The organism is Photobacterium sp. WH77, from assembly GCF_022014395.1.
In the GTDB taxonomy this organism is placed as follows: Bacteria; Pseudomonadota; Gammaproteobacteria; order Enterobacterales; family Vibrionaceae; genus Photobacterium; species Photobacterium arenosum.
In genome coordinates this window covers 261,454-283,892 of record NZ_JAKLTE010000005.1, presented here as the reverse complement: position 1 = coordinate 283,892, position 22,439 = coordinate 261,454, and the positions used below count along the sequence as shown (strand labels likewise).

General features: G+C 50.7%; 21 protein-coding genes and 1 other annotated feature. Of the genes, 9 read left to right on the top strand and 12 right to left on the bottom strand.

Translation table 11 applies throughout. The features are described 5' to 3' along the window. Positions 1–317: 317 nt before the first annotated feature. The 3 genes from clpB to rluD all read right to left on the bottom strand — a co-directional run bounded on the left by clpB (position 318) and on the right by rluD (position 4,731). On the bottom strand, positions 318–2,891 hold the full coding sequence (gene clpB, locus L6J37_RS07845; RefSeq protein ID WP_192015692.1) for an ATP-dependent chaperone ClpB: 2,574 nt from the start codon (positions 2,889–2,891) through the stop codon (positions 318–320). 135 nt (positions 2,892–3,026) lie between these two features. After that, the gene (gene pgeF / locus L6J37_RS07840) at positions 3,027–3,755 is read right to left on the bottom strand and encodes a peptidoglycan editing factor PgeF (protein ID WP_192015693.1); all 729 of its coding nucleotides are present in this window, start codon (positions 3,753–3,755) and stop codon (positions 3,027–3,029) included. 1 nt (position 3,756) lies between these two features. After that, a complete protein-coding gene (gene rluD, locus L6J37_RS07835) occupies positions 3,757–4,731 on the bottom strand; it encodes a 23S rRNA pseudouridine(1911/1915/1917) synthase RluD (RefSeq protein ID WP_161443993.1) in 975 nt (324 codons plus the stop codon). 140 nt (positions 4,732–4,871) lie between these two features. Between rluD and bamD the strand changes: the two genes are divergently transcribed. From bamD to pheA, 3 genes are all read left to right on the top strand, one after another. Then, positions 4,872–5,597, top strand: coding sequence for an outer membrane protein assembly factor BamD (bamD, locus tag L6J37_RS07830; protein ID WP_027253524.1), 726 nt, complete (start codon positions 4,872–4,874; stop codon positions 5,595–5,597). Between the two features lie 363 nt (positions 5,598–5,960). Further along, positions 5,961–6,320, top strand: coding sequence for a ribosome hibernation-promoting factor, HPF/YfiA family (gene hpf, locus L6J37_RS07825; protein WP_192015694.1), 360 nt, complete (start codon positions 5,961–5,963; stop codon positions 6,318–6,320). A gap of 122 nt (positions 6,321–6,442) precedes the next feature. Further along, positions 6,443–6,563 (top strand) — a sequence feature (Phe leader region). A gap of 38 nt (positions 6,564–6,601) precedes the next feature. Further along, on the top strand, positions 6,602–7,780 hold the full coding sequence (gene pheA / locus L6J37_RS07820; protein WP_192015695.1) for a prephenate dehydratase: 1,179 nt from the start codon (positions 6,602–6,604) through the stop codon (positions 7,778–7,780). Positions 7,781–7,855: 75 nt separating this feature from the next. Here the strand turns inward: pheA and tyrA are convergent, their stop codons facing one another. After that, positions 7,856–8,983, bottom strand: coding sequence for a bifunctional chorismate mutase/prephenate dehydrogenase (tyrA, locus tag L6J37_RS07815; RefSeq protein ID WP_192015696.1), 1,128 nt, complete (start codon positions 8,981–8,983; stop codon positions 7,856–7,858). A gap of 15 nt (positions 8,984–8,998) precedes the next feature. Further along, positions 8,999–10,069, bottom strand: coding sequence for a 3-deoxy-7-phosphoheptulonate synthase (locus L6J37_RS07810; RefSeq protein ID WP_218384204.1), 1,071 nt, complete (start codon positions 10,067–10,069; stop codon positions 8,999–9,001). Between the two features lie 217 nt (positions 10,070–10,286). On the opposite strand from L6J37_RS07810, the gene L6J37_RS07805 reads away from it, so the two are divergent. From L6J37_RS07805 to L6J37_RS07790, 4 genes are all read left to right on the top strand, one after another. Beyond that, entirely contained in the window at positions 10,287–11,966 is a 1,680-nt protein-coding gene (locus tag L6J37_RS07805; protein ID WP_161456091.1) for a sensor histidine kinase, read from the top strand. Further along, on the top strand, positions 11,963–12,676 hold the full coding sequence (btsR, locus tag L6J37_RS07800) for a two-component system response regulator BtsR (RefSeq protein WP_218384206.1): 714 nt from the start codon (positions 11,963–11,965) through the stop codon (positions 12,674–12,676). The genes L6J37_RS07805 and btsR overlap by 4 nt, the downstream gene beginning before the upstream one ends. A gap of 268 nt (positions 12,677–12,944) precedes the next feature. Beyond that, positions 12,945–14,432 (top strand): carbon starvation CstA family protein, encoded by a 1,488-nt coding sequence (locus L6J37_RS07795; protein ID WP_237794707.1) that lies wholly within the window; start codon positions 12,945–12,947, stop codon positions 14,430–14,432. Between the two features lie 132 nt (positions 14,433–14,564). Beyond that, positions 14,565–14,987, top strand: coding sequence for a DUF1801 domain-containing protein (locus L6J37_RS07790; protein WP_237794705.1), 423 nt, complete (start codon positions 14,565–14,567; stop codon positions 14,985–14,987). A 108-nt stretch (positions 14,988–15,095) separates the two neighbouring features. On the opposite strand, the gene rplS is transcribed toward L6J37_RS07790, so the two are convergent. The 5 genes from rplS to ffh all read right to left on the bottom strand — a co-directional run bounded on the left by rplS (position 15,096) and on the right by ffh (position 18,607). After that, on the bottom strand, positions 15,096–15,449 hold the full coding sequence (gene rplS, locus L6J37_RS07785) for a 50S ribosomal protein L19 (RefSeq protein WP_120513257.1): 354 nt from the start codon (positions 15,447–15,449) through the stop codon (positions 15,096–15,098). Positions 15,450–15,481: 32 nt separating this feature from the next. Beyond that, the gene (gene trmD / locus L6J37_RS07780) at positions 15,482–16,231 is read right to left on the bottom strand and encodes a tRNA (guanosine(37)-N1)-methyltransferase TrmD (RefSeq protein ID WP_192015701.1); all 750 of its coding nucleotides are present in this window, start codon (positions 16,229–16,231) and stop codon (positions 15,482–15,484) included. Between the two features lie 25 nt (positions 16,232–16,256). Continuing rightward, positions 16,257–16,790, bottom strand: a complete 534-nt coding sequence (gene rimM / locus L6J37_RS07775; protein ID WP_027253535.1) for a ribosome maturation factor RimM — start codon at positions 16,788–16,790, stop codon at positions 16,257–16,259. Between the two features lie 27 nt (positions 16,791–16,817). After that, complete coding sequence (gene rpsP / locus L6J37_RS07770) at positions 16,818–17,069, bottom strand: 30S ribosomal protein S16 (RefSeq protein ID WP_027253536.1); 252 nt, start codon at positions 17,067–17,069, stop codon at positions 16,818–16,820. A 170-nt stretch (positions 17,070–17,239) separates the two neighbouring features. Continuing rightward, complete coding sequence (ffh, locus tag L6J37_RS07765) at positions 17,240–18,607, bottom strand: signal recognition particle protein (protein ID WP_027253537.1); 1,368 nt, start codon at positions 18,605–18,607, stop codon at positions 17,240–17,242. A 256-nt stretch (positions 18,608–18,863) separates the two neighbouring features. On the opposite strand from ffh, the gene L6J37_RS07760 reads away from it, so the two are divergent. Both L6J37_RS07760 and L6J37_RS07755 read left to right on the top strand, forming a co-directional pair. Beyond that, entirely contained in the window at positions 18,864–19,658 is a 795-nt protein-coding gene (locus L6J37_RS07760) for a cytochrome C assembly family protein (RefSeq protein WP_237794703.1), read from the top strand. Positions 19,659–19,798: 140 nt separating this feature from the next. Next, a complete protein-coding gene (locus tag L6J37_RS07755) occupies positions 19,799–21,076 on the top strand; it encodes an HlyC/CorC family transporter (RefSeq protein ID WP_218384215.1) in 1,278 nt (425 codons plus the stop codon). Positions 21,077–21,184: 108 nt separating this feature from the next. Here L6J37_RS07755 and luxS read toward each other — a convergent pair whose 3' ends face one another. Beyond that, positions 21,185–21,703: an S-ribosylhomocysteine lyase gene (luxS, locus tag L6J37_RS07750; protein ID WP_237794702.1), complete on the bottom strand. Its 519-nt coding sequence runs from the start codon at positions 21,701–21,703 to the stop codon at positions 21,185–21,187. Positions 21,704–21,753: 50 nt separating this feature from the next. Then, positions 21,754–22,368 carry a transglycosylase SLT domain-containing protein gene (locus L6J37_RS07745; RefSeq protein ID WP_218384218.1) on the bottom strand — a complete coding sequence of 205 codons (615 nt, stop codon included), beginning with the start codon at positions 22,366–22,368 and terminating at the stop codon, positions 21,754–21,756. Positions 22,369–22,439: the final 71 nt, after the last annotated feature.

Genomic DNA, 22,439 nt, shown 5'->3' with positions numbered 1-22,439 from the left:
GGGTGTTACCAATTGGTCACTCAGTTCACTGATAAATCTTTTATGACTGTATCATTGTCGAGTGCCCACACAGATTGCATGGTCAAATTGTTAAAGAGCGTCTGACATGGTCTTGGCTGTAAGCGCCGTTCTCCGTGTCAGTGAGGCGGCATTATAGAGAGTTCGCGCACCTTGGCAAGCATAAAATCACAAATAAATTTCAACAGGTCATATTTCGAACAAACCCTGCACTTAAGAGCAAAAAACAGCCAACACAAGCCAAAAAATACAGAAAAGCCTGCAATCGAGCAGGCTTTTCTTACTTTAGTCTCACGATTTTATTGGCTGGCAGAGATATGCTCATCCTTGGCGGCCAGCACAATTGGCTTATCAACCGTTAATTGCCCGGAAAGGATATCCTGCGCCAATGGGTTTTCAATGTATTGCTGGATTGCTCGTTTCAGCGGGCGAGCACCATATACAGGATCGAAACCTGCGCTTGCAATCAAATCCAACGCAGAATCTTCTACTTTCAGTTCAAAGCCTTTTTCTTCCAGTCGATCACTCAGGCGACCAATCTGAATTCGGGCGATATCTTTGATGTGCTTATCACCCAGAGGATGGAACACAACGGTTTCATCGACACGGTTAATGAACTCAGGGCGGAAGTGATGGCCCACGACGTCCATAACCAGATGTTTGATACCGGCATAATCAAGCTCACCAAAATGCTCCTGAATACGATCAGAACCCAGATTCGATGTCATGATGATGACGCTGTTACGGAAGTCGACCGTTCTGCCCTGCCCATCAGTTAGGCGACCATCATCGAGCACTTGCAGCAGAATGTTAAACACGTCCGGATGCGCCTTTTCTACTTCATCCAGCAGAATGACGGAATAAGGACGCCGGCGAACCGCTTCAGTCAGGTATCCGCCCTCTTCATAGCCAACATAACCCGGAGGTGCTCCAACAAGCCGGGCGACGGAGTGTTTCTCCATGAACTCTGACATATCAATACGCACCATGGCGTCATCACTGTCAAACATGAAGTTGGCCAGCGCTTTGCACAGTTCTGTTTTACCGACCCCTGTCGGGCCCAGGAACAGGAATGAACCGATAGGCCGGTTGGGATCAGATAAACCTGCCCGGCTGCGACGAATAGCATTCGCCACTGAATTAACAGCTTCGTCCTGGCCTATGACCCGCTGATGCAGCGCTTCTTCCATCCGCAGCAGCTTATCGCGTTCGCCTTCCAGCATCCGGGATACCGGAATACCGGTCTGACGTGACAGCACTTCGGCAATCTCAGCATCTGTGACGCGGTTTTTCAGCAGACTCATTTCCTGCATTTCTGCCTGGGCAGCCAGATCCAGTTGTTTCTCCAGTTCAGGTATCTTGCCGTATTGCAGCTCAGACATACGATTCAGATCCCCCGCACGCCGGGCAATCTCCATGTCGGTTCTCGCCTGTTCCAGCTCCGCTTTAATATGCTGAGTGCCAGACAACGCTGCTTTTTCTGCTTTCCAGACTTCTTCCAGTTCAGCGTACTCGTTCTCTTTGCCTTCCAGCTCTTCACTTAACACGGCCAGACGTTTCTGGCTGGCGTCGTCACTTTCTTTCGACAGCGCCTGTTGCTCAATTTTCAGCTGAATGATTCGGCGCTCAAGGCGATCCAGAGATTCCGGCTTCGAATCAATTTGCATACGGATACTGGAAGCAGCCTCATCGATAAGGTCAATCGCCTTATCTGGCAACTGGCGATCAGAGATATACCGGTGCGACAAGCTAGCCGCCGCGACAATCGCCGGATCCGTAATTTCTACATGATGATGCAGCGCATAACGCTCTTTCAGGCCACGTAAAATCGCGATGGTATCTTCAACGTTCGGCTCTTCCACCAGCACTTTCTGGAAACGGCGCTCCAGCGCAGCATCCTTTTCTATAAACTGACGGTACTCGTCCAGTGTTGTTGCCCCGACACAATGAAGTTCACCGCGGGCCAACGCAGGTTTAAGCATGTTACCCGCATCCATGGCACCTTCACCTTTACCGGCACCAACCATGGTATGCAGCTCATCAATAAAGAGGATGACACTGCCCTCTTCCTGAGCCAGTTCGTTCAATACTGCTTTGAGGCGCTCTTCAAACTCGCCACGGTATTTAGCACCAGCAATCAATGCGCCCATATCCAAGGACAGCACACGCTTATTGCGCAGCCCTTCAGGCACTTCACCATTGACAATACGCTGGGCAAGACCTTCGACAATCGCCGTTTTACCCACCCCCGGCTCACCGATAAGGACCGGATTGTTCTTTGTGCGGCGCTGCAAGACCTGAATAGTACGGCGGATTTCTTCATCGCGACCGATCACGGGATCCAGCTTGCCTTGCTCAGCGCGCTCGGTCAGATCTATGGTGAACTTTTCCAGCGCCTGACGATTTTCTTCGGCATTGGGATCATCGACTTTCTGACCACCGCGGATTTTCTCAATCGCCTGTTCAACTTTTTCAGCACTCAAACCAAACTTACGCAATAGCTCGCCCAGCGGGCCTTTGTCGTCCACCGCAGCCAGAATAAACAGCTCGGAAGAGATGTATTTATCTTTGCGTTTCTGAGCCAGCTTATCGCACATGTTAAACAGCACGCCCATACCATGGGACAACTGCACATCGCCGCCGATACCGCTGACTTTGGGTAAACGGTCGAGCTGTTCAGACAAACTGGAACGCAATTGGGTAATATCTACATTCAGTAGAGTCAGCAGCGGCCGCGTGGTACTGCTGTCCTGATTCATCAGTGCCATCATCAAATGCACAGGTTCGATATACTGATGGTCTCGTCCTAAAGCCAGCGACTGAGCATCAGAAATCGCTAATTGAAATTTGCTTGTAAACCGGTCAAGACGCATAAGTCCTCCACTCTAGATATGACCTTGTCATTATCTTGGTATATGGTTGCGCGCCTTGTGCTTTTCAAGCATAAATTGTGGGGATATCAGCAAGCGGCTCAAGGCCGCTGCATTGAAAGAGAGTAAGACAGAGGTTTATTTTTCCAGCCAGATTAAACTGGCCTGACGTCCGGTTACACCATCCCGGCGATAAGAAAAGAAACGGGAAGCGTCGCTGACAGTACACTCACTGCCACCGAAAACCTGAGTCACGCCCTGACGATGTAAACGCAATCGGGCCAACTGATAGATATCCGCCAGCCATTTTTCACCTTTTGGCTGGAATGCAGATTCCGCCGCCGGATCATCGGCCAGAAATTGCTCCCTGACTTCCCCGCCGACCTCAAAGGCTTGCGGCCCAATGGCCGGTCCCAGCCAGGCCAGTAATTGATCCGGTGCTTGAGCAAAACAAGTCACCGTTTGTTCAATAATACCGTCAGCCAAACCTCGCCATCCGGCATGCACGGCTCCCACTTGAGTGCCCTGACGATCGCACAGCAATACAGGTAAGCAATCTGCTGTCATCACAGTACAGGCTAATCCCAGCTGCCGGGTAATACTGGCATCCGCATGGGGAATACCCACTAGCGGCTCATGCAGTGCCTGTACTATTGTGCTGTGGGTCTGCGACAACCAGGCAGGCGCATGCACCAAACCCAGTTGTTGCTGCAGCCACTGACGATTATGTGACACAGCCGCCGGCGTATCGCCCACATGGCCCCCCAGATTGAGGCCAGCATAGACCCCCTGACTGATACCCCCGAACCGGGTGGTACTGATGGCTTTGACATTCGCAGGCGCTGGCCAGTCTGGGGTAATCCACATATCAGTAATCATCCTCTGGATGGTCAAGCTTGTCCTGACGCAGAGTCTCGACTAAAGCCACCATATCTTTCGGTGTCTCAGCATGCCATTCCATCAACTCACCGGTAATCGGGTGATCAAGCCGCAGCATACGAGCATGCAGAGCCTGACGATCAAAGGCACGAAGCGCGAGAATCACCTCCTGAGAGGCATTGCGTGGCGGGCGTGGGCGACCACCGTACAGAGTATCCCCCACCAAAGGGTGCGAAAGATACGCCATGTGAACACGAATCTGGTGGGTACGCCCTGTTTCCAGACGCAGCACCAGACTGGTGTGCTCACGAAAGTGCTCAGCGACACGATAATGTGTGATAGCCGGTTTGCCCAACTCATGTACCGCCATTGAAGTGCGCTTGGTAGAGTGACGGCCAATCGGCTTTTCAACCACACCACCACCGGTCATTTTGCCCATAGCAACCGCTTCATATTCACGAGTGATTTTGCGTTTTTGCAGCGCGCGAACCAGTCGGGTCTGAGCCTGAATCGTTTTCGCCACTACCATCAGACCCGTCGTGTCTTTATCAAGACGGTGCACAATACCGGCTCGCGGCACTTCGGCAAGAGACGGGCAGTGATGTAACAGTGCATTGAGCACAGTACCGTCCGGCGTGCCTGCACCCGGGTGAACCACAAAATCACGTGGCTTGTTAATCACCAGCAGATGCTCGTCTTCATAAACAATGTTGAGCGGAATGTCTTGCGCAATCCAGCGCTCCTCATCTTCAATCTCAGCCACAACTGTGAGCTTTTCACCGCCCATCATTTTAAGACGGGGTTTAGTCACCACTGCGCCATTGACGCAGACGCTGCCATTGAGAATCCAGTCTTTAATCCGCGAACGGGAATAATCGGAAAACAGTTCAGCCAGAGCCTGATCAAGACGTTGACCAAGCTGGCTATCGTTTACTATGTTGCTTAACTCTATTTGCTGTGCCATAAAGAACTTTTTCAAAAAGCGTGAGACTAAAGCCTAAACGCTGCGTAAAATGACAGATATTAGTTGTCATTGTATCTGTTAACGGCGCTGACCGTAATGGATCACAGAAATAAATTATGACCAAGGAAACTGACGCCGCAATGAAACGCCTGATAATCACGACATTTCTTGCCGCCGCTATTGTGTCTGGTTGCTCCAGTACAGAGGAAGTGGTACCGGATATTCCGCCTTCTGAGCTGTACGGCAGTGCTCAGCAAGCCTTACAAAGTGGTAGCTGGGTAACAGCCATTGAACGATTAGAAGCACTGGATTCACGTTATCCGTTCGGCGCTTATTCGGAGCAGGTGCAGCTTGATCTGATTTACGCTTATTACAAGAACGATGATTTGGCCCTCGGCGAAGCAACCATAGACCGCTTTACCCGATTGAACCCGACCCATGAAAAAGCAGACTGGGTGCTCTATATGCGTGGCCTGACGCACATGGCCCAGGATCGTTCTTTCATGCACGATGTGTTTGATATTGATCGCCACGACAGGGATCCGGAACCGGCTCGCCAGGCCTTTCGTGACTTTAAGCGCCTGCTGGATCGCTACCCGGCCAGCCAGTATGCCGCAGATGCCAAAGCAAGACTGGTTTACCTGAAAAACCGTCTGGCCAATTATGAGTTAGCCGCTGCCGACTTTTATATCCGCCGTGAAGCCTGGGTGGCCGCTGTGAACCGCTGCCAGCAAATTCAGCGTCTGTATCCGGATACTGAAGCAGCCCGTCAATCGCTGCCGCTGATGCAAACCGCGTATGAAAAACTTGGCCTGGAAACGCCAGCCGAACATGCTCAGCGACTGATTGATCTCAATCCGGTTTGATCCTAAGACAGATAAAACGACAAACGGCAGCCATCTGGCTGCCGTTTTTTATTCTCGCAGATGACTGCACTCAATCTAATTTCAGTGGGTCCTGATCATTCATGGCGAAACGCTCAGCTTCAGGCCGAAAAACACCCCTGAGCAGCACTGGCCGCCAGTCATCAACTCACTCCATACTGCCGCATTCATAATGCCCTCGACAAGGGGTTTTTAGTCATTTTCTTGTCACAAAGCAGAACAAGTCACAGAAATAAATTGGTGAATTATTTTACTTATCAAAGTTGATCCAGATCACTTTATTCACGCTTGAGAAGAGTAATCTGAAGTTAACCCACCAAGGGGTAGCAAAACAGGAGAGAGACTATGCAAGTAGAAGTCACAGGCAAAAACATTGATGTCACCCCTGCTATCCGTGAGCGCATTGAAGAGAAATTCAGTAAGTTAGAGCGCTTTCAAGTCCCGCTGATCGGCAAACATGCTGTTATCAGCCAAGAACCTAACCGGCACTTCAAGGTGGAAGCAACAGCCGGCATTCCAGGGGGGAACATTGTGGCATCCTCTGAACAGGAAAACATGTACGCCGCCATTAAAGACATGTATCAGAAACTGGAGCGACAGCTGAGCAAGCAATCACACAAATCGGAAGCCCGTCGAGCCAGTCACAGCCAGAAGCCTGTATTGACTGAAGCCGAAATCGCAGAAGAAGAAGACTTCGAAGCCTGAACCCTTCCTATCAAGCCCTGCCGCATGGCGGGGCTTTTTATTCTTGACAAGATCACCGACTCGCCATAGGGTGATTCCTAGACAATATTTAGCCAGCATATTCACGAGACTGACTGACACATGATTCAATACGCACTGTTTTTCTTTCACTTCTTTTTTCGCTCACCTTAAGTGGGGGCTATCGTTACGCAAGAAAGCAGCGAAAGACGAACAGCAAGCCTCCCAATCGGGGGGCTTTTTTGTAAGCATAACTATAAAATACGCACAGACAGGAAACCAGAATGACCAAAAGCTATCACTCACTGGACGAGATCCGAACCCATGTCACTCGGATAGACAATGAAATTCTGGCACTACTGGCAGAACGGCGTCAGCTGAGCCTGGAAGTCGCCAAAAGCAAAATCAAAACCACCAAACCTGTCAGGGATCAGGAAAGAGAGCAAGCATTGTTACTGAGACTGATTGATCAAGGCAACCAACACCAACTGGATGCCAACTATGTCACTCAGATCTTTCATACCATTATTGAAGACTCAGTGCTTTTCCAGCAGGCTTATCTGCAAAAACTAACCAATCCTGACAGCCTTCAGCCTGTGGTTCGCGTGTCTTTTCTGGGTGCCAAAGGATCGTATTCCAACCTGGCCAGCCGTCAGTACTTCAGCCGAAAGCAAACCAAACTGGTTGAGATGAGCTGTTCCAATTTCCGTGATGTGGTCAATGTGGTAGAAACCGGTCAGGCTGACTACGGCGTCCTGCCGATTGAAAACACCAGCTCAGGTTCGATTAACGAAGTTTACGATTTGCTGCAGCACACCAGTCTGTCGATTGTGGGCGAAATTACCCAGCCGATTGAACACTGTCTGCTGACAGCCGTTCCGACCTCGCTGGATAAAATTGATACCCTGTATTCCCATCCGCAACCCCACCAGCAATGCAGTGAGTACCTTCGCACTATGGGTGACATCAGGCAGGAATATACATCCAGCACTGCCGATGCCATGCAGCAGGTCGCCGAACTCAAACAGCCGAATGTCGCCGCCATTGGCAATGCGTCCAGCGGTGAGCTGTATGGCTTAACCCCGCTGAAAACCGGTATTGCCAACCAGCAGGAAAACTTTACCCGTTTTATTGTCGTTGCCCGGAAAGCTGTCGATGTCACGCCGCTGATCCCGGCCAAGACCACACTCATCATGTCGACCGGCCAGAAACCCGGCTCACTGGTTGAATGCCTGCTGGTTCTGCGCAACCTCAACATCAATATGGCGAAACTGGAGTCACGACCCGTGATCGGCAATCCATGGGAAGAAATGTTCTATGTCGATGTTGAAACGAATTTGAAGTCCGAGGCCATGCAGCAAGCTCTCGAAGAACTGACACGACTGACAAAATTTATCAAGGTGTTAGGCTGTTATCCCAGCGAAAACGTCAAACCGACCGAAGTCGATTACCTGGAAGAATAAACACAGCAAGGCCAGCAAAAGCTGGCCTTCTTTTTATATTAACAGCAACGATTATGCAGACAAAAACGAAGCGAATTAACCTCTGTGAGTCGCATCGTTCGCCTGCCGTAACAACGACTGGCTTTCTTTCAAAAAGCGTCCGGCGTAGTCACCAAACCAGCTTTCCACCTGATCAAATGCCTGCTTGAACGCGGCTTTATCTTTGTTTTCCAGAATAGCGATAGCATCACCAAAGCGCTGGTGAAAACGCTTAATCATGGCCAGATTTTGTGGCGAAGACATGATGATATCCGCATAGAGCTGCCCGTCCTGTGCAAACAGCCGCCCGACCATCGCCAATTCCAGGCGGTAAATCGGTGAGCTGAGCGACAACAGCTGATCAAGACGCGGATCTTCTTCAGCCAGGTGAACACCATACACAAACGACGTGAAATGCCGCAGTGCCTGAATCAGGGTCATCCCCTGATCATGTTCGATGGCACTGATCCGGTTCAGGCTTGCTCCCCAGATCTGGATCTGCTCCAGCAGCCACTGGTAGCTTTCCGGGTTACGGCCGTCACAGTAAACCACCACTTGTTTAGCCAGGCTGCTGATATCCGGTCCGAACATGGGATGCAGCCCCACTACAGGTCCCTGATGCGCTTCCAGCATTGTCTGAACAGGTCCGCTCTTAATCGAAGTCAGATCAGCCAGAATGCAATCATCCGGCAGCTTAGGCAGACGGCGGATCACCTGTTCGGTCAGATGAATCGGTACGGTCACCACAACCATGCCGGCATCTTTTAGCAATTCATCCGCTTTGTCCCAATCCTGACTACCCAGGGTACGTACCTGATAACCCGACAGCTCAAACAGACGACAGAACAGACGGCCCAACTGACCATGACCACCAACGACAACGATCGGACGCAATTCAGGCTTCAGACATTTAAAACCTGAATCATTTTCACTGGCATAAGATTCACGCATGGTGCGGCGCAGAATATCTTCAATCAGATCGGGCGGTACGCCCTGATCTGCCGCTTCCTGTCGCCGTGATGCCAGCATGGCAGCTTCACGATCCGGGGCATAAATCGGCAGACCGTGCTGGCTTTTTACATGGCCGACTTCTTCGACCAAAGCCAGACGGCGCGCCAACAGCGCAACCATCTGCTTATCGACTTCATCAATTTGATCTCGTAGTGTGCTCAGTTCCGCAACCATTCGACTCTTATTCCATTATTTAATACGTTGTTGTAGGAAAGGGGTTAATTCCTGACGAGCGCGGCGCAGCAGGCTTTCGGTATCTTCCCAGTTAATACAGGCGTCTGTGATAGAGACGCCGTACGCCATTTCGCTGCGATCCAGATCAGCACTCTGATTGCCGCCGTTGAGATGGCTTTCCAGCATCAGGCCAATGACGGAATGATTCCCTTCCCGGATCTGATGGATCACATCTTCGGCAACCAGTGGCTGACGGCGGTAATCCTTGCGAGAGTTGGCATGGGAACAGTCTACCATTAAGGCCGGGTTGAGACCCGCCGACTCCATCTCAGTTTCGCATTCGGAAACCGACACTGAATCGTAGTTGGTCTGCTTACCACCACGAAGAATAACATGGCCATCCGGGTTGCCCTGAGTGTTCAGCAAAGCCACCTGACCTTCCCGGTTAATCCCCATGAAACGGTGGCCGGAAGCGGCCGCCTGCATGGCATTGATGGCTGTTCCCAGGCTGCCATCGGTGCCATTTTTGAAACCAACCGGCATAGAAAGACCGCTGGCCATTTCACGGTGGGTCTGTGACTCAGTGGTGCGCGCGCCAATGGCTGCCCAGCTGAACAAATCGCCTATGTATTGCGGGCTGATAGGATCCAGCGCTTCTGTTGCCAGAGGAATACCCATTTCCACCAGATCGATCAGTAACTGGCGTGCTATATGTAACCCTTCTTCAATCTCGAAAGTGCCATCCAGATGCGGGTCGTTAATCAAGCCCTTCCAACCGACAGTCGTCCGCGGTTTTTCAAAGTACACTCGCATGACAAGGTACAGCTGATCGTCAACTTCAGCAGCCAGTTCTTTAAATCGGCGGGCATAATCTTTTGCCGCTTCGACGTCATGAATAGAACAAGGGCCGCAGACAACCAGTAAACGGTGATCCCGCTTATGGATAATGTCGGCTACGGTTTTACGCGATTGTTCGATGAAAGACAGCGCTGATTCACTGACAGGCAATTTATCTTTTAACTGTTGCGGCGTAATAAGGACTTGTTCATCCTGAATATGGACATTATTCAACACATCTTTCTGCATAGGGCCATCCTGATCTTGCCACACCTGGGCGTAAAGTTTTAGTTACAACAGGATTTCCCCTGTCAATACACAGACAATAACAACTGGATTTTTATGGGGCAATAGCCTGTAAAGAAAAAATACCACTCGTAAATAATTATTTACATTCACGTATATTATTGCCTTTCATGCAAAGACAGCTACCATAAACATCCATTTAGCTTATTCCGATACCGCCATGGAACTCATCCTGTCTCTGCTGCAACAGCTTAGTGTTTACCTGGTTTTGGCTTACCTGTTAAGCAAGACACCGCTGTTTATGCCTATTACTACGGTATCTGGCCGTTTATCACAACGTTTTGCCTGCTATGTGCTGTTTTCTCTTTTCTGTATTTTAGGCACTTATTTTGGACTCCACATAGAAGATGCCATTGCCAATACCCGGGCAATCGGTGCTGTCATGGGAGGGCTGCTGGGCGGCCCGGTGGTCGGCTTTGCCGTAGGTTTGACCGGCGGTATGCACCGCTACAGCATGGGCGGATTTACTGATGTCGCCTGTGCCATCTCCACCACGGTTGAAGGGCTGATCGGCGGCATCATGCACAGCTATTTTGTCCGCCGCAGTAACTTTGATGCGATTTTCCGGCCGCTGACAGTGTTCGCCATTACCCTGGTTGCGGAGATCCTGCAGATGCTGATCATCCTGGCGGTGGCCGAGCCTTTTGATAAAGCCTACAGCCTGGTCAGTGCCATTGCCCTGCCTATGGTCATCGCCAACTCAGTGGGCGCCGCCCTGTTCATGAGCATTATCCGCGATAAAAAAACCATTTATGAAAAATACTCCGCCGCGTTTTCCAGCCGGGCACTGAAAATAGCCCAGCGATCTGTGGGAATACTCAGCCAGGGGTTTAATCAGGAAAACTCCAAACAGATCGCCCGTATCGTTTACGAAGAAACCGGGGTCGGTGCGGTTTCGATTACAGACAGAGACAAGATTCTTGCCTTCATTGGTATCGGAGATGATCACCATCTGCCTGGCACTCCGATTTCATCCAAGCATACTAAGCAGGCCATAGATAACTGCGAGCTGGTCTATGCCGACGGTTATGAAGTGCCCTACTGCTGCTCACTCTACGACAAGTGCAAATTAGGCTCTGCGCTGGTGATCCCCTTAATTGGCGGCAACCATGAGGTGATAGGTACCATTAAACTCTATGAGCCCAAGCATAAGCTGTTTTCCACCATCAATCTGACGCTGGGAGAAGGCATTGCCAAGCTCTTGTCGAACCAGATCCTGACAGGGCGCTATAACCGCCAGCAAACCCTGCTGACTCAGGCAGAGCTGCGCCTGTTGCAGGCACAGGTGAATCCGCACTTTCTGTTCAATGCGCTGAACACTATCAATGCGGTTATCCGCCGTGATCCTGATAAAGCCAGACAGCTGATTCAGCATTTGTCACAGTTTTTCCGGCGCAATCTGAAACAGAATATAGAAACTGTCACCCTGGAAGAAGAATTGCAGCACGTGCATGCCTATCTGGAAATTGAACGTGCCCGGTTTGCCGACCGGCTGCAGGTTGAAGTCAACATTGATGATGCATTATTGAATATCACTATTCCGACGTTTACGCTGCAGCCATTGGTGGAAAATGCCATCAAGCATGGTACGTCTAATTTGCTGGCAAGCGGTAAACTGACGATCAACGCGTGTCAGAATGATGAGCGTATTGTGTTAGAAGTCCGCGATAATGCAGGCTTGTATCAGCCCGTTGGCGAAGAGAGCGGTCTGGGCATGAAAATTGTCGATAAACGATTGAAAAACCGCTATGGCAAAGAATACGGCCTGCAGATGAGCTGGGAAGCCAATCAATGGACACTGGCCACCATTACGCTGCCAAAGGAGAACGGACAACCATGATCAAGGCGCTTGTCATAGACGATGAACCCTATGCCCGTGAGGAGCTGATTGAGCTGCTGCATGACAGCGGCGACATCGAAATCATAGGCAGCGGTGCCAACGCTATCGAAGGGTTGAAGATGATTAATCTGCTCAAGCCCGAAGTGGTGTTTCTGGATATCCAGATGCCGCAAATCACAGGAATCGAACTGCTGAGCATGCTGGATCCGGACACTATGCCCAAAATTGTTTTTGTGACGGCATATGACGACTACGCCATCAAAGCGTTTGAAGATAATGCCTTTGATTACCTGTTAAAACCGGTTGAACCCGCAAGGCTCGACAAAACCCTGGCCAAGCTGAAGCGTGAGCTGCGCCAGCCTGATTACACCCCTTTGATCAGCGAAATGCTCGAACTTATTCCGTGCAGTGGTCATAACCGCATCTTGCTGCTCAGCCCGGCAGATATCGAACTGGCGCATTCTGATTTATCGGGTGTGCACATAGTCACCAAAGACACTAAGGCAACCACACAACTGACCCTTAAAGTGCTGGAAGAAAAAACCCCGCTCATCCGCTGCCATCGCCAGTATCTGGTCCACCCGCAGGCGATTCGTGAGATCAAACTGCTGGATAACGGACTGGCAGAAATCACAACCCAGCATGGTCAGCAGGTTCCGGTCAGCCGGCGTTACCTGAAAGAAATCAAAGATCGCTACGGGCTGAGCTGACCAATAATCAGGGGCAGTTGCATTTCGCTCTGCCTGCTCCTCGCTTTATCCGCTCAACAATGACCACTTTAGCGCCTGACCACTCAGGTTCACAGACAACCGCTCAGTCCCAGTTGCCGCCACTCAACCTCTTTATCGACCACTCAATAACGTCATACCGCCACTCAGCCTTTTAGGCCGTGTGTCTTTGCCGCAACCGGTTAAGATGCAAGCCTTGATAAAAGATTTAATAACCCTACAACCTACCTACACTGAGAGAGGCACAGATATGGCCTGGTTTCTGATTTGCGTGGCTGCTTTGATTGGCGGTTACTTTATTTACGGTACCTTTATTGAAAAACTTTTCGGCATTAACGAAAAGCGCCAGACACCCGCCTACACCATGCAGGACGGCGTTGACTATGTGCCGATGTCCAAGAAAAAAGTGTACCTGGTACAACTGCTGAACATTGCCGGTGTTGGCCCTATTTTTGGTCCTATCATGGGCGCACTTTACGGTCCGGCGGCCATGCTGTGGATTGTCCTGGGCTGTATCTTTGCCGGTGCCGTGCACGACTATTTCTCAGGCATGCTATCGGTGCGTAATGGCGGCGCCTCAGTACCGACGCTGTCCGGTCGTTATCTGGGCAATGGCGCCAAACACTTTATGAATATCTTTGCCATTGTGCTGCTGCTGCTGGTCGGCGTGGTCTTTGTTTCTGCCCCGGCAGGTATGATCACCAACCTGGTCAACGAGCAAACCGACATGACGGTCTCTATGGGATCCATGGTCGCTATCATCTTTGCTTACTACATCATCGCCACCATAGTACCGGTTGATAAGATCATCGGCCGCTTCTATCCGCTGTTCGGCTTCCTGCTGATCTTCATGTCGGTTGGCCTGATCACTGCTATTGCTGTTTCCAGCGAATACACCCTGCTGGGCGACTATGAAGTCAGCCAGATGTTCACCAACATGAACCCGAATGACCTGCCATTGTGGCCAGCCCTGTTCATCACCATTGCCTGTGGCGCTATCTCTGGCTTCCACGCGACTCAGTCGCCACTGATGGCGCGTTGCATGGAAAATGAGAAAAACGGCCGCTTCATTTTCTACGGCGCCATGATAGGTGAAGGCGTGATTGCTTTGATCTGGTGTGCGCTGGCACTGTCTTTCTTCGGCTCGGTGGAAAACCTGTCTGATGCAGTGGCCAACGGTGGCCCGGGTAACGTGGTTTACAGCGCATCCTTTGGCTTGCTGGGCGTTGTCGGCGGTGTGGTCGCCTTCCTGGGTGTCGTGATTCTGCCAATTACCTCCGGTGATACAGCGTTCCGTTCAAGCCGTCTGATTCTGGCTGAATACTTCAATATGGAGCAAAAGAGTCTGCGTAACCGCCTGATGATGGCTGTTCCTCTGTTTGTTATCGGTGGCATTTTGACTCAGGTCGACTTCGGGATTATCTGGCGTTACTTCGGATTTGCTAACCAGACCACAGCTGTCATGATGCTGTGGACAGCTTCCGCTTACCTGCTGCGCCACAACAAGCTGCATTGGGTAACCACAGTACCGGCTATTTTCATGACCACAGTCGTGATCACCTTTATTCTGAACAACAGTACACTGGGCTTCGGTCTGCCAATGATGATCTCGACTGTCATCGGCCTGATTGCGACACTTGGCATCACTGTGTATGTCATTGTGAAGTCAAAAGGTAAAGGCGATATCGATCTGGATGAAAAAGAGAACGAAGGCAAAGGCAAGCTGGAAACGGCTTAATCTTGTGCTTCGGTGAAAACCAGCCTCCGGGCTGGTTTTTTTTTATCCCCCTCTCCCGTTCACGCTTTTTTCTTCAGTTCCCTTCCTCTGCCTGTATATACTCGACACACAACCCGGTTCAGGAGTCATACAGTGAGTATCCTCAAAACCCGTCCTACCCAAGCCAGTGTCACCGACTTTATAGAAGGGCTCAGTGACAGCCAGCAACAGGAAGACAGCCGTCAGCTCCTGACACTCTTGAGCGGGCTGAGCGGTAAAGACGCGGTGCTGTGGGGAGACAGCCTGGTTGGCTTTGGTACCTACTTTTACAGCAACACCGCCGGCAAGCACTTCAGCTGGCCGATGGTCGCCTTCTCACCCCGTAAAGGTAAACTAACGCTGTATTTCATGCTGGGCTTTGCCGCTCATCAGGATCAGCTCAGGCAACTAGGCCAACATAAGCTGGGAAAATCCTGTCTGTATATCAAACGCCTGGACGATATCGACCTGTCAGTGCTGAGAGCGATGCTGAGCCAGCATATTGAGATGATGAAGCAAAAGTACCAGTGTGAGTAAGACGGCATGACGGTACACTGCCGATCTGTGGTTACAGGTTTGTGCACAACAAAAAAAAGGCCCGCCAAATTGGCGGGCCTCTCAATACGCGTCTTTCGTGTCGCGTTCTTATTTTCTGGTCAGCTTCTCTTTGATACGAGCCGCTTTACCTGAACGCTCACGCAGGTAGTACAACTTGGCACGACGTACTGCACCGCGACGCTTAACAGTAATGCTGTCTACGATTGGAGAGTGAGCCTGGAATGCACGCTCAACACCTTCACCGTTAGAAATCTTACGAACAGTGAAAGCAGAGTGCAGACCACGGTTACGCTTGGCGATAACAACACCTTCGAACGCCTGCAGACGCTCACGGTCACCCTCTTTTACCTTAACCTGAACAACAACAGTGTCACCTGGTGCGAATTCAGGCAGGTCATTTTTCATTTGCTCTTGCTCAAGAGCTTTGATGATATTACTCATTGGTATATACCCTAGAATAAACTGATACTAAATTAACTCATGGCTTGCCGATGTTCGCGAATAAACTCCGCTAGCAAGCTCTCCTGATCGTCAGTCAGAGCTAGGTTTTCCAGGAGCTCTGGTCTTCTCAGCCAGGTACGGCCCAGCGATTGTTTCAATCGCCAGCGGCTAATGTCCTTGTGGTTACCAGACAAGAGTACCGGAGGTACGGCTTGTCCATCTAACACTTCAGGACGCGTGTAATGCGGGCAGTCCAGCAAGCCATTGGCAAAAGAATCTTCTTCTGCTGACGCAAAGTCGCCCAGAACGCCCGGTACAAACCGCACGACTGCATCGACTAAGGTCATGGCTGGCAGCTCACCACCCGTCAGCACAAAATCCCCGATAGACCATTCTTCGTCTACCTCTTGTTGGATAATGCGCTCATCTACCCCTTCATACCGACCACAGATCAGAATCAGATTCTCGTTCTGTGCCAGTTCCTCAACACCCGTCTGATCGAGCTTACGGCCCTGAGGAGAGAGGTAAATCACTTTCGCCTGGCCTTTAGCAGACGTTTTGGCAGCATGAATGGCATCGCGCAAAGGCTGCACCATCATCAGCATACCAGGTCCGCCACCATAAGGTCGGTCATCGACCGTACGGTGCTTATCGTGAGTAAAGTCGCGGGGATTCCACGTCTCTACAGTCACTAGGCCTTTTTTTACCGCCTGACCTGTTACCCCAAACTCAGTAATAGCCCGGAACATTTCAGGGAATAGGCTAATTATTCCTACCCGCATGGTTCTTTACGCTCTTACTGAAGGGTTAAAATCCAGGATCCCAGTCAACTTCGATCCGTTGAGCAGTGCGATCAATCGACTTGATGACCTGCTCATCGAGGAACGGAATTAAGCGTTCCTTCTGTCCAAAAGCATCTTTAAGGTTGGCTTTAACCACTAAGACGTCATTAGAACCGGTTTCCAGGATGTCCGTTACTTTACCCAGGTCGTAACCTTGGGTTGTCACAACAGCCATGCCCATCAGTTCGCGCCAGTAGAATTCTTCATCTGACAGCGCCGGTAATTGTTCAGCAGGTACGTTGATCTCCGCGTTGGTCATGACCTGAGCATCCTCTCGGATATCCAGACCCTGCAACTTGGCAACTAACCCCTGACCATGACGTTTCCATGCTTCCACATGGAAGGTCTGCCATTCACCTTTCATCTTTATCAGCCATGGCTGATAAGCGAAAATGCTCTCGGCTTGTTCTGTGTAGGAAAAAACTTTGAGCCACCCTTTGATACCGTAAGTGGCACCGATTTTACCGACAACAACTTGGTCTTGGTTGTGTGAACTCATTGCTTCTCTGCTACCCATTAACCAATCTTAAGCAGCTGCTTTAGCAGCGTCTTTGATCAGTTTAGCTGCGCGGTCAGATACAGTTGCACCTTGACCAACCCAGTGATTTACACGGTCCAGGTCCAGACGCAGACGCTCTTCCTGACCAGTAGCTAGCGGGTTAAAGAAACCTACACGCTCGATGTTACGACCGTCGCGCGCAGCGCGGCTGTCAGCAACAACGATGTGATAAAATGGACGCTTTTTCGCGCCGTGACGTGCCAAACGAATGGTTACCATATCGTCCTCTTTGCATTACTGTAAATAAAAGTGGCCCCGCCATAAAAACGGGGCCCGTGCCAAATAAAGCCTCGGAATTTTACTCTTTCAACCCGCGAATGCAACTGCTTTAGCTACTTTTTCACCAGTAAAATCACCAGCAGAGACCAAAAAACAAGCAATTGAAGCAATTAGCGCCCAGGGAACATGCCGCCACCCGGCATCATGCCTTTCATATTGCGCATCATGTTCTTCATACCGCCCTTCTGCATTTTCTTCATCATCTTCTGCATTTGGGTAAATTGCTTCAGCAAACGGTTGACGTCCTGTACCTGAGTACCGGAACCGGCAGCAATACGTTTCTTGCGCGAACCTTTAATCAACTCCGGGCGCTCACGCTCTTTTGAGGTCATGGAGTTAATGATAGCTTCCATCTGGACAAAGATTTTATCATCGACCTGGTCTTTGATATTGCCGGGCAACTGGGACATGCCGGGCAGCTTATCCATCATGCCCATCATACCGCCCATGTTCTTCATCTGCTGAAGCTGTCCACGGAAGTCTTCTAAATCAAAGCCTTTCTTCTCTTTGAATTTCTTCGCGAGCTGCTCGGCTTTTTCCTTATCAACGTTACGTTCCAGATCTTCAATCAGCGACAGGACATCACCCATCCCCAGAATACGGGACGCCACACGATCAGGGTGGAAAGGCTCCAGCGCATCAGTCTTCTCACCGACACCCAGGAACTTGATAGGCTTACCGGTAATATGACGCACCGACAGCGCAGCACCACCACGGGCATCACCGTCGACCTTGGTCAGAATCACACCGGTCAGCGGTAACGCCTCGTTAAAGGCTTTGGCGGTATTGGCCGCATCCTGGCCCGTCATGGCATCGACCACAAACAGGGTTTCTACCGGATTCGCTATTTTATGAACGGCCTTGATTTCGTCCATCATGGCTTCATCGACATGCAGACGGCCTGCGGTATCGACAATCACCACATCATAGAATTTGCGCTTACCGTGCTCGATAGCCGCCTGGGCAATCGCCACCGGTTTTTGATCCGGGCTGGACGGAAAGAAATCAATACCGATATCAGAAGCCAGTGTTTCCAGCTGCTTGATAGCGGCAGGACGGTATACGTCGGCGGAAACAACCAGTACCTTCTTTTTATTACGTTCTTTGAGCAGTTTACCCAGCTTACCCACACTGGTGGTTTTACCGGCACCCTGCAAACCCGCCATCAGGATGACCGCAGGTGGCTGGCTGGCTAAATCCAGTGCTTCGTTGGTGTCGCCCATGACGGCTTCTAATTCCGCCTGAACGATTTTGATAAATTCCTGGCCTGGCGTCAGGCTCTTAGAGACTTCAGTTCCGACAGCGCGTTCTTTCACCCGCTTGACGAAATCACGGACAACCGGCAGCGCGACATCCGCCTCAAGCAATGCCATGCGCACTTCACGCAGGGTATCTTTAATGTTGTCTTCAGTCAGACGGCCACGGCCGCTGATATTTTTCAGCGTTGACGACAAACGCTCGGTTAAATTGTCAAACATGTGTGACTCGCTCGTTACGCACTCATTTCGTGCCAGTATACCGCATTCAGTGACCCGGTTTCATGCCATACGTGCAGCCTGTGACAGAATTCTTGTCATTTCTGCCGCGCAGCACCAACAGATATTCCTGCTGAAATTGCTGAAACAGACCGCAAAGTGCGCTCTGTCCCACACGATTGTTCCCTTTGTATCATTGTCGTGCTATCCGTTCACAAGGTATACTCACCAGTTCGAATTCACGATCCTTACAGGTGTTATGGACATATTGATTGCCTTTACTGCTGCTGGTTTTTATCTGCTTGCGCTGGCATTTATTGTGCCTGGGCTCAGCCATAATAATGGCATAAAAGCCCGGCCAGTGCTGATCAGTGCCACAGTGGCGATCATCCTGCATGTGGTGTTCCTGAAAGATCTGATTCTGGGGGGCGTCGGCCAGAATCTGAGTATATTAAATGTCGCCTCGCTCATCAGTCTGATTATCGCCGTCATCACCACTCTGGCCATGGTCAAAATGCGAATATGGTTTCTGCTGCCTGTGATTTACAGCTTTGCCGCCATTAACCTTGCCGCGGCGGCTGTGTTACCAGGTGGTTTCATTACGCATCTGGAGGCGCATCCTCAAATCCTGTTACATATTTCTCTGGCGCTATTTGCCTACTCAACCCTGATGATCGCTACACTGTACGCGATTCAGCTGGCGTGGCTGGATTATAAGCTCAAACACAAAAAACTGGCTTTTAACCCTAATCTGCCGCCCTTGATGCTGGTTGAGCGGCAGTTGTTTAAAATCATTCTGGTCGGTCACATACTGCTGACTATCACGCTGATCACTGGCTTTATTTTTCTGCAGGATATGTTTGCCCAGGGCAAAACACACAAAGCGGTACTCTCCATTCTGGCCTGGGGGGTCTACAGCGTTCTGCTCTGGGGCCATTACCGGATGGGCTGGCGGGGTAAAAAAGTCGTCTGGTTCAGCCTGATTGGCGCTTTTCTGCTGACTCTGGCCTACTTCGGCAGCCGTTTTGTCAAAGAAATCATCATTGGCAGCTAATGACAATTTAATAAACACTATCCATGCTTAAGCATGATTAATCCTGGCTGGGTCTTTAGCGTCTTAACAACCCACCCTTGACACCTTTACTCATATTCAGTACAGAGTACACATCCACAGCGATACAAGGAACTGACTTTTTGGACGATATATCCACGGGAGCTTTATTCTCCCTTCTGGTATTACTACTCCTGATTTCCGGATATTTCTCCGGCTCTGAAACCGGCATGATGTCGATAAACCGCTACAAACTGCGCCACTTGGCAAGCCAGGGCCATCGCGGAGCTAAGCGGGTTGAAAAACTGCTCAACCGACCTGACCGTCTGATCGGTCTGATTCTGATCGGCAACAACCTGGTAAACATCCTTGCATCTGCCATCGCGACGATTTTAGGTATGCGCCTGTACGGCGATCTGGGTGTGGCTATCGCCACCGGCGCGCTGACTATGGCTGTACTGGTGTTTGCCGAAGTTACACCGAAAACCCTGGCCGCGCTGTACCCTGAAAAAGTGGCTTATTCCAGCAGTATCCTGTTACGGATACTCATGAAACTGCTGTATCCGCTGGTCTGGTTTGTCAACGGCATCACCAACAGTTTCCTGCGGCTGCTCGGCATGCGTGTCGACAATATGAACGATGCCACCCTGAGTTCGGAAGAATTGCGCACTGTGGTCAATGAAGCGGGCAGCCTGATCCCCCGCCGCCACCAGGACATGTTGTTATCGATTCTGGATCTGGAAAACGTCACAGTGGAAGATTTGATGGTCCCGCGTAATGAAATTGTCGGTATCAATATCAATGACGACTGGAAATCCATTGTCCGCCAGCTCAGCCATGCCGCTCACGGCCGAATCGTCCTGTATCGGGACAACATCGATGAAGTCGTTGGTATGCTGCGAGTCAGAGAAGCTTACCGCCTGATGATGGATAAAAACGATTTCAGCAAAGAAAATCTGCTGCGTGCTGCTGACAAAGTGTATTTCATTCCGGAAGGCACGCCGCTCAATATCCAGCTGTTGAAGTTCCAGCGCCGCAAAGAGCGCATCGGCCTGATTGTTGATGAATACGGCGATATTCAGGGTCTGATCACCCTGGAAGACATTCTGGAAGAGATAGTGGGGGAATTCACCACCTCCATCTCTCCGACCTTAGCCGAAGAGATCACCCCGCAAAGTGACGGCAGTTTGCTGATTGAAGGCACAGCCAATATCCGTGAGCTGAACAAGAGCCTGAACTGGGATTTGCCGACTGACGGCCCCAGAACCCTGAACGGCCTGATTCTGGAGCATCTGGAAGATATCCCGGACAGTATCCTTAGCGTGTCAGTGGCCGGTTATCAGATGGAGATAGTGGAAATCTCCGATAACATGATCAAACTGGTCAAAATCCTGCCGGCCCAGTTGCAAAAAACCGGTTAACCCAGCGTCCTAAATCAGCGCCGTCACAGGCGGTGGTTTGGGGGTGACAATAAAAAACCACCGGCATTACCGGTGGTTTTTTTGTGTCGATGCAAAGTCAGTAAACGCTTACTTTACTTTCAATTCCTGCAACATGCTGTCTGGCAGAGCTAACTCGTGGTTTTTATTCACGTCAATGCCGCGATCCAGAATATCCTGTGCGATCTGTTTGGCTTCGTCCAGTGAGTGCATGCTGTAAGTACCACACTGATATTCATTCAGTTCAGGAATCTGCTCCTGTGAAGCCACTTTCAGCACATCTTCCATCGCTGCACGCCAGCTGTCTGCCACTTGCTGTTCATCAGGCTCACCGATCAAGCTCATATAAAAACCGGTACGGCAACCCATTGGTGACAGGTCAATGATTTCCACTGCCCCGGAGTTCAGGTGAGCCCGCATGAAACCGGCAAACAAATGCTCCAGGGTGTGAATACCGCGCTCGGAGAGGATTTCCTGATTGGGGCGACAGAAACGCAGGTCAAACACAGTAATAGTGTCGCCCTTTGGTGTCTGCATTGTTTTAGCAACACGCACAGCCGGTGCATGCATCTTGGTATGGTCGACGGTAAAACTATCTAATAATGGCATGGTGTCCTTCTCCTTTGCCTGTCGTGTCGTAGCCTGGCAGTCCCTTCCGCTCAGAACGGCCACCAGCTGCGGTTATCTTCCAATTCCTGCCGGCATTGCTTCAATTGCCAGCCATACGATTTCGCCTGCTGATCCACTTTACGGGACACTTGCAGCAGAGTCGGCTTATGGCGATAAGTTCCGCGGCTATAGCCACCTCGCCCTTCATGATAGGCCAAATACTGGTTATAAGCATCCCACTTGGATATCCCCAGTTGCCGCTGTGTTTCATCGGTATACCAGCCGATAAACATCAGTGCATCATCAAAACTGGTACGTGAACTCCAGCTACCGGTCGCGCGCTGGTAATCTTCCCAGGCAGGATCTTGTGCCTGCGCATAGCCATAGGCGCTGCTGCTGCGGAACCAGGGTATCACGCCCCACACATAGGGACGGGGAGGACGGGCATCATGACGGAAAGCGCTTTCCTGACGCACAAAGGCCATAGCAACCTGAATGGGCGTCCCCCAGCGCTTTTCCATGTCGAGCGCGTCCTGATACCAGTCGGGGTTCTCACGGAAAATGTCACATAAGTTTGATTGATTTTGGGGCGGAGGTGTTGCGCAACCGGTTGTTATTAAAACCAACAATATCAGCGCCACCCCTTTTGTTGTTGCCAAAAGCATTTTTCACTCCCTGAATTGGAACCAAAGTGAAAACGGCAGGTCTGATATTATGACTGGCAGTGCAAACTGTC

Bases quoted from the DNA above. Each gene is read 5' to 3' on its own strand.
- rpsP (WP_027253536.1), bottom strand. From the start codon at position 17,069: ATGGTAACCATTCGTTTGGCACGTCACGGCGCGAAAAAGCGTCCATTT.
- L6J37_RS07805 (WP_161456091.1), top strand. From the start codon at position 10,287: ATGGAACTCATCCTGTCTCTGCTGCAACAGCTTAGTGTTTACCTGGTT.
- L6J37_RS07810 (WP_218384204.1), bottom strand. From the start codon at position 10,069: ATGCAGAAAGATGTGTTGAATAATGTCCATATTCAGGATGAACAAGTC.
- L6J37_RS07760 (WP_237794703.1), top strand. From the start codon at position 18,864: ATGGACATATTGATTGCCTTTACTGCTGCTGGTTTTTATCTGCTTGCG.
- bamD (WP_027253524.1), top strand. From the start codon at position 4,872: ATGAAACGCCTGATAATCACGACATTTCTTGCCGCCGCTATTGTGTCT.
- ffh (WP_027253537.1), bottom strand. From the start codon at position 18,607: ATGTTTGACAATTTAACCGAGCGTTTGTCGTCAACGCTGAAAAATATC.
- rluD (WP_161443993.1), bottom strand. From the start codon at position 4,731: ATGGCACAGCAAATAGAGTTAAGCAACATAGTAAACGATAGCCAGCTT.
- L6J37_RS07745 (WP_218384218.1), bottom strand. From the start codon at position 22,368: ATGCTTTTGGCAACAACAAAAGGGGTGGCGCTGATATTGTTGGTTTTA.
- clpB (WP_192015692.1), bottom strand. From the start codon at position 2,891: ATGCGTCTTGACCGGTTTACAAGCAAATTTCAATTAGCGATTTCTGAT.
- rplS (WP_120513257.1), bottom strand. From the start codon at position 15,449: ATGAGTAATATCATCAAAGCTCTTGAGCAAGAGCAAATGAAAAATGAC.
- pgeF (WP_192015693.1), bottom strand. From the start codon at position 3,755: ATGTGGATTACCCCAGACTGGCCAGCGCCTGCGAATGTCAAAGCCATC.
- trmD (WP_192015701.1), bottom strand. From the start codon at position 16,231: ATGCGGGTAGGAATAATTAGCCTATTCCCTGAAATGTTCCGGGCTATT.
- pheA (WP_192015695.1), top strand. From the start codon at position 6,602: ATGACCAAAAGCTATCACTCACTGGACGAGATCCGAACCCATGTCACT.
- rimM (WP_027253535.1), bottom strand. From the start codon at position 16,790: ATGAGTTCACACAACCAAGACCAAGTTGTTGTCGGTAAAATCGGTGCC.
- btsR (WP_218384206.1), top strand. From the start codon at position 11,963: ATGATCAAGGCGCTTGTCATAGACGATGAACCCTATGCCCGTGAGGAG.
- tyrA (WP_192015696.1), bottom strand. From the start codon at position 8,983: ATGGTTGCGGAACTGAGCACACTACGAGATCAAATTGATGAAGTCGAT.
- luxS (WP_237794702.1), bottom strand. From the start codon at position 21,703: ATGCCATTATTAGATAGTTTTACCGTCGACCATACCAAGATGCATGCA.
- L6J37_RS07795 (WP_237794707.1), top strand. From the start codon at position 12,945: ATGGCCTGGTTTCTGATTTGCGTGGCTGCTTTGATTGGCGGTTACTTT.
- hpf (WP_192015694.1), top strand. From the start codon at position 5,961: ATGCAAGTAGAAGTCACAGGCAAAAACATTGATGTCACCCCTGCTATC.